This is a genomic window from Paraburkholderia strydomiana, assembly GCF_046030495.1.
Taxonomy (GTDB): Bacteria; Pseudomonadota; Gammaproteobacteria; order Burkholderiales; family Burkholderiaceae; genus Paraburkholderia; species Paraburkholderia strydomiana_A.
Window position 1 is genome coordinate 17,051 of the sequence record NZ_JAQQCJ010000012.1, and the last position, 15,032, is coordinate 32,082.

The 15,032-nt window shown below is 66.0% G+C and carries 11 protein-coding genes and 1 pseudogene; 5 read left to right on the top strand and 7 right to left on the bottom strand.

Annotated features, from left to right (window positions below; all coding sequences use genetic code 11):
• The first annotated feature begins 69 nt into the window (after positions 1 to 69).
• Positions 70 to 1,440 carry a metalloprotease PmbA gene (pmbA, locus tag PQQ53_RS17240; RefSeq protein ID WP_408155189.1) on the top strand — a complete coding sequence of 457 codons (1,371 nt, stop codon included), beginning with the start codon at positions 70 to 72 and terminating at the stop codon, positions 1,438 to 1,440.
• 145 nt (positions 1,441 to 1,585) lie between these two features.
• Here the strand turns inward: pmbA and PQQ53_RS17245 are convergent, their stop codons facing one another.
• The 3 genes and pseudogenes from PQQ53_RS17245 to PQQ53_RS17255 all read right to left on the bottom strand — a co-directional run bounded on the left by PQQ53_RS17245 (position 1,586) and on the right by PQQ53_RS17255 (position 3,444).
• Positions 1,586 to 2,086, bottom strand: coding sequence for a dihydrofolate reductase (locus PQQ53_RS17245; RefSeq protein ID WP_408147018.1), 501 nt, complete (start codon positions 2,084 to 2,086; stop codon positions 1,586 to 1,588).
• Positions 2,087 to 2,210: 124 nt separating this feature from the next.
• Positions 2,211 to 3,029: pseudogene (locus PQQ53_RS17250) on the bottom strand (sigma 54-interacting transcriptional regulator); the annotation flags it as partial.
• Complete coding sequence (locus PQQ53_RS17255; RefSeq protein WP_408325034.1) at positions 2,950 to 3,444, bottom strand: hypothetical protein; 495 nt, start codon at positions 3,442 to 3,444, stop codon at positions 2,950 to 2,952. The pseudogene PQQ53_RS17250 and the gene PQQ53_RS17255, both read right to left, overlap by 80 nt.
• A 532-nt stretch (positions 3,445 to 3,976) precedes the next feature.
• On the opposite strand from PQQ53_RS17255, the gene PQQ53_RS17260 reads away from it, so the two are divergent.
• Both PQQ53_RS17260 and PQQ53_RS17265 read left to right on the top strand, forming a co-directional pair.
• Positions 3,977 to 5,371, top strand: a complete 1,395-nt coding sequence (locus tag PQQ53_RS17260) for a sigma-54 dependent transcriptional regulator (protein ID WP_408147022.1) — start codon at positions 3,977 to 3,979, stop codon at positions 5,369 to 5,371.
• 368 nt (positions 5,372 to 5,739) lie between these two features.
• Positions 5,740 to 6,711, top strand: coding sequence for a thymidylate synthase (locus tag PQQ53_RS17265; protein WP_408155185.1), 972 nt, complete (start codon positions 5,740 to 5,742; stop codon positions 6,709 to 6,711).
• A gap of 136 nt (positions 6,712 to 6,847) precedes the next feature.
• Here PQQ53_RS17265 and PQQ53_RS17270 read toward each other — a convergent pair whose 3' ends face one another.
• Positions 6,848 to 9,607 carry a DUF6600 domain-containing protein gene (locus PQQ53_RS17270; RefSeq protein ID WP_408325036.1) on the bottom strand — a complete coding sequence of 920 codons (2,760 nt, stop codon included), beginning with the start codon at positions 9,605 to 9,607 and terminating at the stop codon, positions 6,848 to 6,850.
• Between the two features lie 215 nt (positions 9,608 to 9,822).
• Positions 9,823 to 10,536, bottom strand: a complete 714-nt coding sequence (locus PQQ53_RS17275) for an ArsR/SmtB family transcription factor (RefSeq protein ID WP_408147028.1) — start codon at positions 10,534 to 10,536, stop codon at positions 9,823 to 9,825.
• 210 nt (positions 10,537 to 10,746) lie between these two features.
• Between PQQ53_RS17275 and PQQ53_RS17280 the strand changes: the two genes are divergently transcribed.
• Entirely contained in the window at positions 10,747 to 10,896 is a 150-nt protein-coding gene (locus PQQ53_RS17280) for a hypothetical protein (RefSeq protein ID WP_408325038.1), read from the top strand.
• Positions 10,897 to 11,089: 193 nt separating this feature from the next.
• Positions 11,090 to 11,596, top strand: a complete 507-nt coding sequence (locus PQQ53_RS17285; protein WP_042321988.1) for an acyl-CoA thioesterase — start codon at positions 11,090 to 11,092, stop codon at positions 11,594 to 11,596.
• Between the two features lie 284 nt (positions 11,597 to 11,880).
• Here the strand turns inward: PQQ53_RS17285 and fumC are convergent, their stop codons facing one another.
• Positions 11,881 to 13,281, bottom strand: coding sequence for a class II fumarate hydratase (gene fumC / locus PQQ53_RS17290; protein ID WP_408325040.1), 1,401 nt, complete (start codon positions 13,279 to 13,281; stop codon positions 11,881 to 11,883).
• Positions 13,282 to 13,296: 15 nt separating this feature from the next.
• Positions 13,297 to 14,973 (bottom strand): phospholipase D family protein, encoded by a 1,677-nt coding sequence (locus PQQ53_RS17295; RefSeq protein WP_408325041.1) that lies wholly within the window; start codon positions 14,971 to 14,973, stop codon positions 13,297 to 13,299.
• Positions 14,974 to 15,032: the final 59 nt, after the last annotated feature.

Sequence of the window (15,032 nt, forward strand, 5' to 3'; positions counted from 1 at the left end):
TGCACGAGCATGGGCGTGGCATGTGCGAACACCTTGGGCCGCTCGGCCCCGAACAGGACGGCAACGACAATGGCAGCAGACATGGACGTCAAGCAGCGCTTTTTTCCGCATACCCAGGATGAACTGAAGGAAATCGCCTCGGACATCCTTCGTCACGCGAAGTCGCTCGGCGGCACCGACGCGGCAACCGAGATCTCCGAGGGCGACGGCCTGTCCGTGTCCGTGCGGCGCGGCGAAGTCGAGACGATCGAGCACAACCGCGATAAGATGGTCGGCGTGACGGTGTTCATCGGCAACAAGCGCGGCAACGCGAGCACCTCTGACTTTTCGTCGCAAGCGCTGAAGGACACGGTCGCGGCGGCGTACAACATCGCGCGCTTCACAGCGGAAGACGACTGCGCCGGGCTCGCCGAAGCTGAACTGCTCGAAACCGCGCCGCGCGATCTCGATCTCTATCACCCGTGGAATCTCTCCGCCGACGAAGCGGTCGAAATCGCCCGCCGCTCGGAAGACGCCGCGTTCGCGACCGATCCGCAGATCAAGAATTCGGAAGGCGCGAGCGTGTCGGCGCAGCACTCGCAGTTCGTTCTGGCCACCTCGCGCGGTTTCCTCGCGGGCTATCCGTACTCGCGCCACTACGTCGCGTGCGCGCCGATTGCCGGCAGCGGCCGCAACATGCAGCGCGACGACTGGTACACGTCGACGCGCAGCGCCGACGACCTGGCCGACCCGGAAGCGGTGGGCCGCTATGCGGCGCAACGCGCGCTCTCGCGCATCGGCGCACGCGGCCTCGATACGCGCAAGGTGCCGGTGCTGTTCGAGGCGCCGCTCGCGGCAGGCCTGCTCGGCGCCTTCGTGCAGGCCACGAGCGGCGGCGCGCTGTATCGCAAGACTTCGTTTCTCGTGGACAGCCTCGGCAAGCCGGTGTTCGCGCCGCACGTGCAGGTCGTCGAAGATCCGCACGTGGTGCGCGCCATGGGCAGCGCGCCGTTCGACGAAGAAGGCGTGCGTACCCAGCAGCGTTCGGTCGTGAAGGATGGCGTGGTGGAAGGCTATTTCCTCTCCACCTATTCGGCGCGCAAGCTCGGCATGAAGACCACCGGCAACGCGGGCGGCTCGCACAACCTGTCGTTGCGCAGCTCGAACACGCGTGCCGAGGACGATTTCGAAGCGATGCTGAAGAAGCTCGGCACGGGCCTGTTGTTGACCGAACTGATGGGGCAGGGCGTGAACTACGTAACGGGCGATTACTCGCGCGGCGCGTCGGGCTTCTGGGTCGAGAACGGCAAGATCCAGTATCCGGTCGAGGAGATCACCGTGGCGAGCACGCTGCAGGAGATGTTCCGCCATATCGTCGCGATCGGTGCGGATACGATCACGCGCGGCACCAAGCAGACCGGCTCGGTGCTGATCGAACGGATGACGATCGCCGGGCAGTAAGCGGTCAGCGGGGTTGGCCATGTTGCGGCCGCCACCGCGATAAAAAAACGCCACGCAAGGCTTTGCGTGGCGTTTTTTTTAGGGGGCCGCCTCGTCACGTCTGGTGCAAAGGCGCCCGACGCTTCAGATTCGCAGCAGGACGATCTCAGGCGTGCTTGCGTTTATACGTGACGAAGGCATAGTCGAAGTCGTTCGGCGCATCCGCGCGATGCGTCTCGTGCGCGACTTCTTCCCACTCGTTGTCGTCGAGCTTGGGAAACGTGGCGTCGCCTTCGAAGTCCGCCGAAATCTCGGTGATGATCAACTTGTCCGCCTGCCGCAATCCCTCCGTGTACAACTGCGCGCCGCCGATCAGAAACGCTTCCGGCGCCTGATCCTGAGCGGCGAGGCGCAACGCGTCCTCGAGCGTGGTGGCGGCGTCGCAGCCCTGAAAACGGCGCGTCGCATCGCGCGTCACGACGATGTTGCGGCGTCCCGGCAGCGGCCGGCCGATCGATTCATGCGTCTTGCGGCCCATGATGATGGGCGCGCCCATCGTGGTGCGTTTGAAGAACGCGAGGTCTTCGGGCAGTCGCCAGGGCAACTGGTTGTCGCGGCCGATCACGCCGTTGTTGGCGCGAGCGACGATCAGGGTGAGCGTCGTCATCGAGTGGAAAGGGGAACGTAACCGGACCGATTCTACCTGACGCGCAGGCGCGCTCCGCCCGGCGGTTCCCCCGCGCCCGCGCGCACGCAGCTCTTGCCACCCGCGCCCGCGCCGGCTGGCTGCGTCATTGTCGCGCCGTCTCATCGGCGGCGAAGACCGCCTTGTCTTCGGCGCCGCTCAGTTCGCGCAAGCCGTGCTGACCCATCAGCCGGTACAGCGTGACACGCGAAATATTCAGATCCGCCGCCCCTCGTTCAGCCGATGCCGATGGCGCAGCAACGCCGCCTCGATCGCGCGCTTTTCGGCGGCCTCGCGTGCCTGCGACAGCGTCACGGTCTGCTGCTCGCTGAAATGGGCGAGGTCGTCGGCGGAAATCAGCTTGTTCTCCGCCATCACGATCGCACGGCGCACGCGGTTGATCAGCTCGCGCACATTGCCGGGCCAGTGGTAGTTGTAGAGCGCCTCGATCGCGGACGGTGTAAAGCCGCGGATCTTGGGCGTGCTGTCGGTCTTGAACTTGTGCAGGATGTGCGACGCGAGAATTTCGATGTCCTTGCCGCGCGCCCCGCAGCGGCGGCTCGTCCACGCGCAGCGCGCACAGCCGGTGAAACAGGTCGGCGCGAAAGCGCCCGTCGCGCATCGCGCTTTCCAGGTCGACGTGAGTGGCGGAGATGATCCGCACATCGACCGGAATCGATTCGCGTGCGCCGAGCCGCTCGATCTTGCCTTCCTGCAAAAAGCGTAGCAGGCTCGCCTGGCTCTCGATCGGCAGATCGCCGATTTCGTCGAGCAGCAGCGTGCCGCCGTCGGCCGCTTCGACCCGGCCGATCTTGCGCCGATTAGCGCCCGTGAACGCGCCGCGCTCATAGCCGAACACTTCGGATTGCAGCAGATGATGCGGAATCGCGCCGCAATTGATCGCGATGAACGGCGCCTTGCGGCGCGGCGTCGACCGGAATCGGTAGCGGCAACGGCGGCGCGATCTCGTCCCACAGCGTCACCCGGCCGCCGCTGTTGCCGCGCAGCAACTGCGGCGTCGCCGCCACCATCACCATGCCGGCCGCGCCGCCGCGTTGCCGCGACAGCATCTGGTCGTCGAGCGAAATAGCGCTCACGGATTCGGTGTCGGGCGCGTTGGCGGCGAGCGGACCGGATTCGGTGGCTGTGCCGGTCGCCCAATCCGTCGACGGCGTCGCGCTGCGTTCCGTGCCGGCGAGCGGGGTGTGGGCGGCATCGGCGAATTGCGCCTGCGCAGTCTCAGCGTGGACGCCGGCGGGCAAGGCGATCAGAGCGATCGCCGCGCACAGGGCGGCGCACCGCGCAAATCTGATTGGATCGATGCGCAAAGCGATTCGCATGATGTATCTCCTTGGTGCATAGCATTTAGCGAAACGTGTGCCATCGCTCGCAATCGCCTGATACAACGGCATGCGGGCTGCGAACCTCGGAATAACTTTCGTGAAATCGGACAAAAACGTTTCAACGCTGAAACGGTCGGCACAAAATACCTATAATTCGTTAATCCAGACGATACGAATTACCTTCGCGTGGACGTCAGGAAAGCGCTTCCACTTTGTTTTATTCGTCGGCTGAATAACTGGTTATCGACCGCCAGACCTTGCTGGTAAAAGGTCCCGGATTAAATTCGCATAATTGTTTTCCAAGCGGCGCGCGTATAGTAAGCTCTCGAAAACAGCTTCAGATTTAAAAAAGGCCGATAACAGGCCGTCTCAAACACACACGCCGCTTTCTTGGGGATCAGCTGTCCGCACGGAATGGAATGGCCGTTCGGGTTTTGCTATTCGCGAATCCCGAACGAGTCAGCGTGTCTGAATCGCGGTTCAGGTGCGTGCGTCATCCTTAACGTTCGTTGACGAGAGGATCTGAATAATGGAATCCGCAACGCGGCAACTGATTTATGTTTCACGCGACCCGAGCGCGGAACTGCATACCAGGTTTCATCAGCGCGGCTGGCATGTCGAAGTCGTCGGATCGGCGCGCGATGTGCGCCGGGCGGTTCGCGCCGGAATGGCGGCGGGCGGCCTGCTCGATCTCTCGAGCGATTTCCAGCCGCACGAAATCGCCGCTTTCGAATCTTGCCTGACCATGCCGAACGTCGGCTGGGTGGCAGCCACCACGCCCGGTCAATTACAGGACGCCGCATTGCGCCGGCTCGTGCGCGATTATTGTTTCGACTATGTGACCGTGCCCTATGCAGGCGACCGGATCGTCGATTCGGTCGGGCACGCTTACGGCATGATCTCGCTGGGCGAACCGGCGTCGAACGACGGCTCGCAAGGCGCCGAAGGCGAAATGGTCGGCTCGTGCGATGCGATGCTCGCGTTGTTCCGCTCGATCCGCAAAGTGGCGATGACCGACGCGCCGGTGTTCATCTCGGGCGAATCCGGTACCGGCAAGGAGCTGACGGCGGTCGCGATCCACGAACGCTCGGCGCGGCGCAATGCGCCTTTCGTGCCGATCAACTGCGGCGCGATCCCGCCGCATCTGCTGCAATCGGAGTTATTCGGCTATGAACGCGGCGCGTTTACCGGCGCCAATCAGCGCAAGATCGGGCGGGTGGAGGCGGCCAACGGCGGCACGCTCTTTCTCGACGAAATCGGCGACCTGCCGCTCGAAAGCCAGGCGAGCCTGCTGCGTTTCCTGCAGGAGCGCAAGGTCGAGCGGCTCGGCGGCCACGGCGCGATCGACGTGGACGTGCGCATCATTTCGGCGACGCACGTCGACATGACCGCCGCGATGATCGAAGGGCGTTTCCGTTCCGACCTGTATCACCGGCTATGTGTGCTGCAGATCGACGAGCCGCCGCTGCGTGCGCGCGGCAAGGATATCGAACTCCTTGCGCGCCACATGCTGGAACGGTTCAAGAAGGATGCGAGCCGCCGTTTGCGCGGTTTCGCGCCGGACGCGATCGCGGCGCTGCATAACTATGGCTGGCCCGGCAATGTGCGCGAGCTGATCAACCGGGTGCGGCGGGCCATTGTGATGTCGGAGGGTCGGGCGATCACGGCGCGCGACCTCGAACTGGCGGAGTACGTCGAAATCGTGCCGGTGTCGCTCGCTCAGGCGCGCGAGGCGGCGGAGCGCCAGGCGATCGAGTTGGCGCTGCTGCGTCATCGCGGCCGTCTGGGCGACGCCGCGCAGGAACTCGGCATTTCGCGCGTCACGTTGTACCGGCTGCTGTGCTCGCATGGGATGCGTCATATGGAAGGCGAGCCTATGTCCTCGCCGCATGGGGATTTGCCGGCGTCGGTGCCGCATCTTTAGCGGTACTTGTTTGAGGCGTGCGGTTTTCTTGACGTCCTTTGCCCTTTGCCCTTTGGCCTTTGCCGGCCGGCTGGCGACGGGCTCTGACGGGCTTCGCCCAGGCCTGGCCGGTTTCGACGGTGTTGTCCTTCCAACCGCCCTCGAACTGCGCGCTCCCTAAGGCTTGCCCGTTGCAGAGCAAAGCCCGCTGGCGGGCGGACCGCTAACAGCCCTCGGGTCGTCGGTTCGCGGCGCTCGTCACTCCCCACTATTTTCACTTCGATGACGCCGCGACCGGGCGTCGGTGGGCTGTGCTTGTTAAAATCGGGTTTTCCGCTCAATCCCGAGGCGCGCGTTGACCGTGACTGCGTCTCGTCGAAGGAACCCGCATGAAACAATACCTGGATCTCGTCCGCACGATTCTCGACACCGGCACGTGGCAGGAGAACCGCACCGGCATCCGCACCATCAGCATGCCGGGCGCGATGCTGCGCTTCGATCTCCAGCAGGGCTTCCCTGCCGTCACGACGAAAAAGCTGGCGTTCAAGTCGGCGGTGGGTGAATTGATCGGGTTTCTGCGCGCATCGCGCAGCGCCGCGGATTTTCGTGATCTCGGGTGCAAGGTGTGGGATGCGAACGCCAACCAGAATCCGCAATGGCTTGCCAACCCGTATCGCGAAGGTCCGGACGATCTCGGCGACGTGTACGGCGTGCAGTGGCGGCAGTGGCCGGCGTACAAGGTGCTGGACGCCGGCGCGAGCGCGCAGCTTGCCGATGCGAGCGCACGCGGCTTCCAGGTGGTGACCGAATTCGAGGAAAACGGCGCGCCGAAGGTGCTGCTTTACAAGGCGATCGACCAGTTGCGCCAGTGCCTGGACACGATCATGCAGAACCCCTCCGACCGCCGCATTCTGTTTCACGCGTGGAACCCGGCGGTGCTGGATCAGATCGCGCTGCCGGCCTGCCATCTGCTGTACCAGTTCCTACCGAACGTCGCGCGCCGCGAAATCTCGCTGTGCCTCTATATCCGCAGCAACGACGTCGGACTCGGTACGCCGTTCAACCTGACCGAGGGCGCGGCGTTGCTGCATCTGGTCGGACGCCTGACGGGTTATACGCCGCGCTGGTTTACGTATTTCATCGGCGATGCGCATATCTACGAGAACCAGCTCGATATGCTGAAGCAGCAGCTCACGCGCGAGCCTTACGAGAGCCCGGCATTCGCAATCTCGGACCGTGTGCCTGAATACGCGAAAACCGGCGTGTACGAGCCGGAATGGCTGGAGAAGATCGAACCGGCGGATTTCTCGCTGGTGGGTTACCGGCATCATGAACCGTTGACGGCGCCGATGGCTGTTTGAGCGAGTCGGCGGTTGTTTCGGCAGGGCAGTAGGCAAACCCCCGCGATGTGAATCGCGGGGGTTGATTTTTTGCGCTTGCGCTTATGCCGGAGGCCGCGGCTTTAGGCGTCGAAGGAGTAGCAGGGCGTGGCCGCGCTCAGCCTTTGTGATGCTCGTCGCGATTGCCGCCGCCCGGATGCTGGTCGGCGTGTTGCTGCTGCGGCTGTGGACGCGGCTGCTGCACCTGCGCCGGACGCGGTTCAGGACGCGGCTGTTGAACCTGCTGCGGACGTGGTTCGGGACGCGGCTGTTGAACCTGCTGCGGACGTGGTTCGGGACGCGGCTGTTGAACCTGCTGTGGCCGTGGTTCGGGACGTGGCTGTTGAATCTGCTGCGGACGTGGTTCGGGACGTGGCTGTTGAATCTGCTGCGGCCGTGGTTCAGAGCGTGGCTGCTGAATCTGCGGCGGCCGCGGCTCGGGACGTGCCTGCTGCACCTGCTGCGACCGTGGCTCAGGAGTCGCCTGCTGCACTTGTTGTGGACGCGGCGGTTCGGCCCGGAACGGCTGCATCTGCTGCGGCGGTGATTCGGAACGCGACGCCTGCATCTGCGGCAGCCGAGATTGCGCCCCCGCCTGCGACAGCTGCCCAGGACGATAGTCCTGACGCCCCTGCTGCGCCTGGACCTCCGTGGGCCGCGGCACCTGCGGTTGACCCTGGGTCTGCGTCTGCGGCGAAGGCTGAACTCCCTGCTGACGCCCCTGGAGCTGCATCGCCGAATTCTCCCCAGAACGCGGCACGCCATGCGGTTGCATCCTCGCATTGCCCTGCACGCCGGGCTGCTGCTGCCCGACACCCGACGGCTGTCCGGGATGTCCTTGCGGACCACCGCGCTGCTGCGCCATTGGCGTATGCGGCTGTGTCCATATTGGCTCGTGCCCCGCGTTCACGCCCGGCTGCCGCGCTGGCTGATCCGGCATGCCGCCGCGCTGCTGCGGATAACCTCCCGGACTACCGCCGCCTGCTTGCGGCGGCCGCGGCACGCCCGCCGAGCCGCGGCCCGTTTCGCCCGCCTGCTGCGGAGGCCGGTTGTCGGCTACCTGTGGCAGCATCCCCGGACGCGCCTGCGGCTCAGCCCCATGCGGGAGGCCGGCGGCAGCACCGGAACCTCCGCCCGGCCGCTGTCCAACCTGCTGAACACCGGCAGGCGCGTGAGGCACCGGCGCGCCCTGCGCCGCACCAGGCGTGCGCCCCGCGATATGCGACTGCACGACCCGCACGTTGCGCACCGGCATCGCGCCCGTACCGGTGGCCATCTGCGCCGGCACCGAAGTCCTGACGACAGGCGGGCCGCCGCCCGGCACCCGCCCGCCGCCTTGCGCGAAACGCTGCGCGAGGCTGTCGCGATAAGCGGCGGGCAGCGCGGGACTGCGCGTCGCGACCACCGGCCGCGCCGCCACGCCCGCCGGCGGCCGGTAATTCGCATTGCGCTGACCCGGCCCGAAGCTCTCCCGTACCGGTGCGATTCCCGGGCCGCCGGCGTTGATCCGCGGATGGCGCCATTCGCGCGGGTCGACCTTTTGGGCGAAGCGTCCGACCGGCTGGCCGTGCACGAACGCCGTCGCCGGCACCGCAGTCAGGCCGCCGCGCGCGCGATAGTTGACGTACGTGTTGTGGATGTCCACATGGCGGTTGTAGTTGTTGACGATCGTCGTGCGGTTGATGCGGTCGTAGTACCCGGGGCTCCAGTGATCGTGGCCGCGCCAATGCGGATGCCACGGCTCGCCGGGGCCGAGTGGAAACCACGCGACGCCAGCTGCCACGACCCCGCCGATCGCCAGATTCACGCCCCAGTCGGCCACGCCGCCCGTGCCCGCACCCTCGTCGTCGCCGACGAACGCCACCAGCGCCGGCGCGTAGGCAGGCTGCCCGTCGGGCTCGACCGGTCCCGGCACCCATGCCCACGTATCGTCGACCTGGGCCCAGCGGCCGTAGTGATACGGCGCGAAGCCCCACGGCTGGTCGTCGACCCACGTCCAGCCCCACGGTGCCTGCCAGATCCAGTGGCCGTCGTGGTAGGGCGCCCAGCCGGCGGGCGTGGCGCGCGGCACCCACACTTCGCCGTATTGCGGGCTGTCGCGCCAGGTGCCGTTGGCGTCGAGATCCTGATAGCCGGGGATATCGCGCGATACGTAGCGCGCCGACACCGAGCGGTCTTCGGCGGCATCGCGGCTTACGGCCCACTGGTCGAGGCTGTCGAGGCCGGGCACCTGGTCGTCGGCGAGCTGTTGCAGCTGGGTACCGGTGAAGCGGACCTGCCGGCCGGCTGTGACCGGCACCTGGCCGCCGTCGCCGTAGACGGTCGCGCTGCCGCTGCGCACGGTGACGGTGGTGCTGCTGCCGTCGGGCGCGACGTCGACGCGGTAGTCGCCGGGGCCGTTCACGCCGAGCGCAAGGTTCGGCGTGTCGATCTCATACGACGAACCCGGCAGCAGTTCTCGCACGCGGGTCGACAAGGTGCCCTGGGCGACTTTCAGTTGCGCGCTGTTGTCGTCGAGATTGAGTACGTCGAGGCTGGTGGACTGCCCGAGGCGCACCGCGGTCGAGCCGATGTGCAGCTCGGAGCGCGCGTTCTGATCGTTCCAGAGCTGGTCGCCGGTGGTGAGCGGACGGTTGATCTGCGCGTACGACCAGTCGGTGGCGCCGGCGGGCTCCGTGGTCACGGCGCCGGCGGTGTAGTTCAGGCGGGCGATGCGCCCGGGCGGATCGGCGTCCTGGGTGGCGGCGGTGTCCTGCGGCGCAGGCTGGACGTCCTGCGCCCACGAGGCTTGCGAGGCGAACAGGAAAACGGCGGCCGCGATCAGCGTGTAACCCGGAATGCGGCGCCGCGAGCGGCAGCGGGCGGTGGCGGTTCTCATGACTTATCTCCTGCGGACACGGCAAACGGCTCGGTCCGTAAGTGTCCGTAAGTCACTCTACCCGTGGCGTTTGTTTCAAGGCCCCCACTTTTGTAAGGCGACCTCGCGGGCGTGTAACAAAAGGTCTCGCCGCGTGTTCCGACGCGGGTTGGGCGCCGCGATTCGTCGGCGCATTGGCGGACTATCGTCGCGCAAATCAGGCGCTTGCGATCCACTCACGCCGCGAGAAACGCATCGAAATGACGATGCCCCGCCGGCGTGATGCGCAGGATTCTCGGTCGCTCGGTCCGTTCGACCCAACCGTGCGCCGACCACGAGTCGAGCAACGCCGCGCCGAGCGCGCCGCCCAGATGCGGACGCCGCTCGCTCCAGTCGGGGCAGGTGCAGGCAAAGCGGCGCCGGCGGCTTTTCTGCACCGACATGTCGATGCCCCATTCGGCGAAGCGGGCGGCGCCCTCGGCGGTCGCTTCGAGCGTGGTGCCGTGCAGCGTCAGCAGACCGCGCCCGACGAGCCGCTCAAACACCTGCACCGACAACTCGCCCGCCATGTGGTCGTAGCAGGTGCGGGCGTAACGCATGTCGAGCGGCACGGTGCGCACCGGGCGCGGCACGGCCCGCTGGGGCGCGCTGACCTGCGCGACGTTGGCGAGCGCTTCGATCGATGCGGCAATGTCGGGCGACGCGATCCGGAAATAGCGATGCCGGCCGCGCACTTCGAGCGCGAGCAGACCGCCGTCGACGAGGCGCGCGAGATGGGCGCTGGCCGCCGACGGCGAGAGCCCGGCGATCATCGTCAGTTCGCCGGCGGGGCGGGCGCTGCCGTCCATCAGCGCCCACAGCATCGCGGCGCGGCCGGGATCGGCGAGCAGCGCGCCAATGCGGCTCAAGCCTGGGAAATGGTTCTGGTCGTCGGTGAGCGGGGCGGGCATCGGGTGTCTCCAGGGGCGGCGCGCGAGGCGCCATGCAGTCCACTGTAGCGGGCTGCGGGATTCGATGTTTCAGCGTAGCGTGAACGATCGAGTGCGGCAGCTACGAAAACCCGGTGCGCGCTCGTACTCGCAGCTGACGGGCCGGCGTTTCGGCGCCGCGCCGGCCCGCCAGGCTAGAATCGAAGCCTGTCTTTGCAGGAATACGTTGTGATGAAAACTCTTCTTGCCGTCGCGGCGGTGGTACTGCTGTTCGCTGCCTGCGCGCAGGGCGGCGGCGCATCGGGGTCGGGGTCGGGGGCGGGCACCGGCAGCATCAACATGTACGGCACGATCGACGAAGGAATCACCTTCCGCAAATAAGGCGTCCCTTGAGCGCCTGATCAACCCGCTGCGGCCACGCGCGGCGCCGAGCCCCGTGATCCACAAGCTCGCCGAAAGTCCGCAGGTCTTGCGGACGAAAATTCCGCGTCGCCACCGGCCGAACCCGTCACGCGGTCAATATTGCGCTCGTATAATCGCCTCCTTTCAATGCATCCGATTGACCGGAGTCAAGATGAGCACCCCACCCGTAGCGCCGCTGGACCGTTCGGAAACCACTTTCCGCTTTCTCGCCGAGCCGAGCTCGGTCAATTTCGGCGGCAAGGTGCACGGCGGCGCGCTGATGAAGTGGATCGACGAGACCGCGTACGCGTGCTCGGCGGTGTGGTCGGGACGCTATTGCGTGACGGTCAGCGTGGGCAATATCCGCTTTCGCCGGCCGATCCTGGTCGGCAATCTGGTCGAATTGCGCGCCCGGGTCGTGGCGACGGGACGCACCAGCATGCACATTCACGTCTCGGTGCAAGCGGGCGACCCGAAGGGCGGCGAGCTGCTGCAAACCACCGATTGCCTCGTCGTGATGGTCGCTGTCAACGAGAACGGCCATCCGGTGCCGGTGCCGGCTTTCGTGCCGCAGACCGATGAACAGAAGCGTCTCGCCAAATACGCGATGGACGTGAAGGAAGCGCTCGATGCGATCGTCGAGCTGAAGCCGGAAGAAGTGGCGCAGGGGAAAGTCTGAGCGACGCCCGCGAGGGCGCTGTTCGCGGGCCGCAAGGCCTGCGCAGGCCGTAAGCGGCCGCCACGGACCTTCATGGGCCGCTTGAAACAGGAGGAGGTTGCGCGGCACGCGATTCAACGGCGGCAGGGATCGACATAGGCCGCGAGGGTCCGCCGTCAACCTTCACGGACCGCCCGAACAGGAGCGTTCGCGCGGCCCACAATTCAACGCGCGGGTTTCTTCGACCCGCAAGCCCGCCGCGCGAGCGGCCGGCTCATCACGCCGCAAGCGCAATCCCGCGCGTTTCACCCCGCCGAATGCCCGACCATATCCTTCGGCCGCACCCATTCGTCGAACTGTTGCTCGGTGACAAAGCCGAGCGCGAGCGCCGACGCCTTCAGCGTGGTGCCTTCCTTGTGCGCCTTCTTCGCGATCTGCGCGGCCTTGTCGTAGCCGATGTGCGGATTGAGCGCCGTCACCAGCATCAACGATTCGTTCAGCAAAGTATCGATGCGCTCGCGATTCGGCTCGATGCCCACCGCGCAGTTGTCGTTGAAACTGTGCGCACCGTCGGCGAGCAGGCGCACCGATTGCAGCACGTTGTGCGCGATCATCGGCCGGAACACGTTCAGTTCGAAGTTGCCGCTCGCACCGCCGATATTCACCGCCACATCGTTGCCGAACACCTGCGAGCACAGCATCGTCAGCGCTTCGGACTGGGTCGGGTTGACCTTGCCCGGCATGATCGAGCTGCCTGGTTCGTTTTCCGGAATCGACAGTTCGCCCAGGCCGCAGCGCGGGCCGCTCGCGAGCCAGCGGATGTCGTTGGCGATCTTGTTCAGGCTCGCCGCGACGGTTTTCAACGCGCCGTGCGCGAACACCAGCGCATCGGCTGCGGCCATCACTTCGAATTTGTTCGGCGCCGACACGAAGGGCAGGCCGGTCAGCTTGCCGATCGCCGCCGCGACCTTGTCCGCGAACTGCGGATGCGCGTTCAGGCCCGTGCCGACCGCCGTGCCGCCCTGAGCGAGTTCGTACAGATGCGGCAGCGTCGCTTCCACGTGACGGATGCCATGATCGAGCTGCGCGACGTAGCCCGAAAACTCCTGGCCGAGCGTGAGCGGCGTGGCGTCCTGCAAGTGCGTGCGGCCGATCTTGACGATGTCGGCGAAAGCCTTCGCCTTGCCGTCGAGCGTGTCACGCAGCGTCTTCAGCGCCGGCAGCAGATGCTTGACGATCGCATACGCGGCGGCCACGTGCATCGCGGTCGGGAACACGTCGTTGGACGACTGGCCGCGATTCACGTCGTCGTTCGGGTGTACCTTGCGCGCTTCCCCGCGCTCGCCGCCGAGCAGCTCGCTCGCGCGGTTCGCAATCACCTCGTTGAGGTTCATGTTGGTCTGCGTGCCGGAGCCGGTCTGCCAGACTGCGAGCGGAAATTCTTCGGGATGCTTGCCGTCGATGATCTCGTCGGCCGCCTGCATGATCGCCTTGGCCTTGCTTTCGTCGAGCACGCCGAGGCCGTGGTTCACCTCGGCGGCGGCGCGCTTGATGACGGCCAGCGCGGTGATCAGCTCGGGCGACTGCTTCTCGGTCGAAATACGGAAATTCTGCAGCGAGCGCTGGGTTTGCGCGCCCCACAGACGGGCGTTCGGCACGGCGATCTCGCCGAACGTGTCGCGCTCCATTCGTACGTCTTCAGTCATGTTTGACTCCGCTTTTCAAAGTTCTGCGTTGACGGGCAATAGGGAGAATAGACCTGTTAGTGCGTTCCGGTATAACCCTGCCTGCGGGTCGAAAATGTAGGTGCGGCGCATGCCGTCGTCGACGTCGGTCCACACGAGCGGCGAGAGCGGCGCGCCGATCGAGCGCAGATAGGCGAGCTGGGCGTCGTCGGCGAGCGTGACGCGATAGCTCTGCTCGGGCGAGGTGGCGTGCTCGAAGATCTGCGCGACCTGGGCCGCGAGCGGCGGACTGTGGATCACCAGCGCCAGTTCAGTGTTCAGATTGGCCGAGCGGGGATCGAGATTCATCGAGCCGATCACCAGAATCTTGTGGTCGATCACATAGGTCTTCGCGTGCAGGCTCGCGCGCGAACGCGAACCGGCGATGCCCGCGCGCGGCGTGTCCTGGCGCGGCTTGAATTCGTACAACTCGACGCCTTGCCGCAGCAGCGGCACGCGGTACGGGCTGTAGCCCGCCTGCACCGCGACCGCGTCGGTCGCGGCGAGCGAGTTGGTCAGCACGGCGATGCGCACGCCGCGCTGCGTCAGCTCGCCGGCCGCCTTGATGCCCGCATCGTGCGGAACGAAGTACGGCGAAATGATCAGGAAGTCCTGGTGCGCGTCGCGCATCAGTTCGCCGAGCCGCTGCATCGGCGGGCTGACGTAGTCCGGCGACGGATGCTCGATCTTCTCCGGCCGATCCGCCTTGAACTCGGCGCGCGCCCACGTCAGGCCGAGTTGCTCGCTCGCGATCTGCGAGGCGAGCGGCGTCGCGTTCAGCGGTTTCGCGTTGTAGGGGTCGGCGTTGGTGCGCCAGTGCTGGCGCAAGTCGTCGCGGGTCTGGTCGAGCTCCTTCGGGTCGAACTTCTGCTTGTTCAGCGCGCGCAGCGGATACGCGATGCTGCTGTTCCAGTAGTCGTCGAAACTGGCGGAGATGTCGGATGTAATCGGGCCGGCGGCGAGCACGTCGAGGTCGCGGAACTGCAGCGTTTCGCTCGCGCTGAAATACTCGTCACCGAGATTGCGGCCGCCGACGATCGCCAGCTGGTTGTCCGCGATCATCGCCTTGTTGTGCATGCGGCGCGTGAAATGGCCGATCTGCGTGAACAGGTTCGCCGCGCGTTCGACTATGCCTTCCTGCGCGCTGCCGAACGGATTGAAGACGCGGATCTCGATGTTCTCGTGCGAATTCAGGCCCGCCATGATGCGGTCGATGTCCTTGAAGTTCAGATCGTCGACCAGCATGCGCACCCGCACGCCGTGATCGGCCGCGTAGAGCGCCGCGCCGAGCAGCAGCTTGCCGGTGGTGTCCTCGTTGGCGATGTAGTACTGCATATCGAGGGTCTTGGTCGCCGCGCGGGCGAGCGCGATGCGCATCTGCAATGCGTCGGTGCCGCTCGACAGCACACGGAAACCCGACTGCTCCGGATGCGCCGCTTCGAGCGGGGCGAGCGCGGTGCGCAGCGGGGTGGTTTCGGTGGCGGGGAGTGCACGCGTGACCGGACGCTCGAACGCGGTGGCGGGCGGTTTGGTCGCGCAGGCGCTCAGGAATGCGCTGGCACAGCACAGCAGGACGAAACGTTTCGTTGCCCCCCAAGGGGCCTTTCTCCACGATGCGGCAAATACGCGCTTGCGTTGCAGTGCGCTCTGATTCTGTTCGTGATGCCCCGGCACGCTGTCTTCCCCTTGTTTTCAGGCTTCTCGTGACGGCAGCGCGGATGGCTTGCTCACGC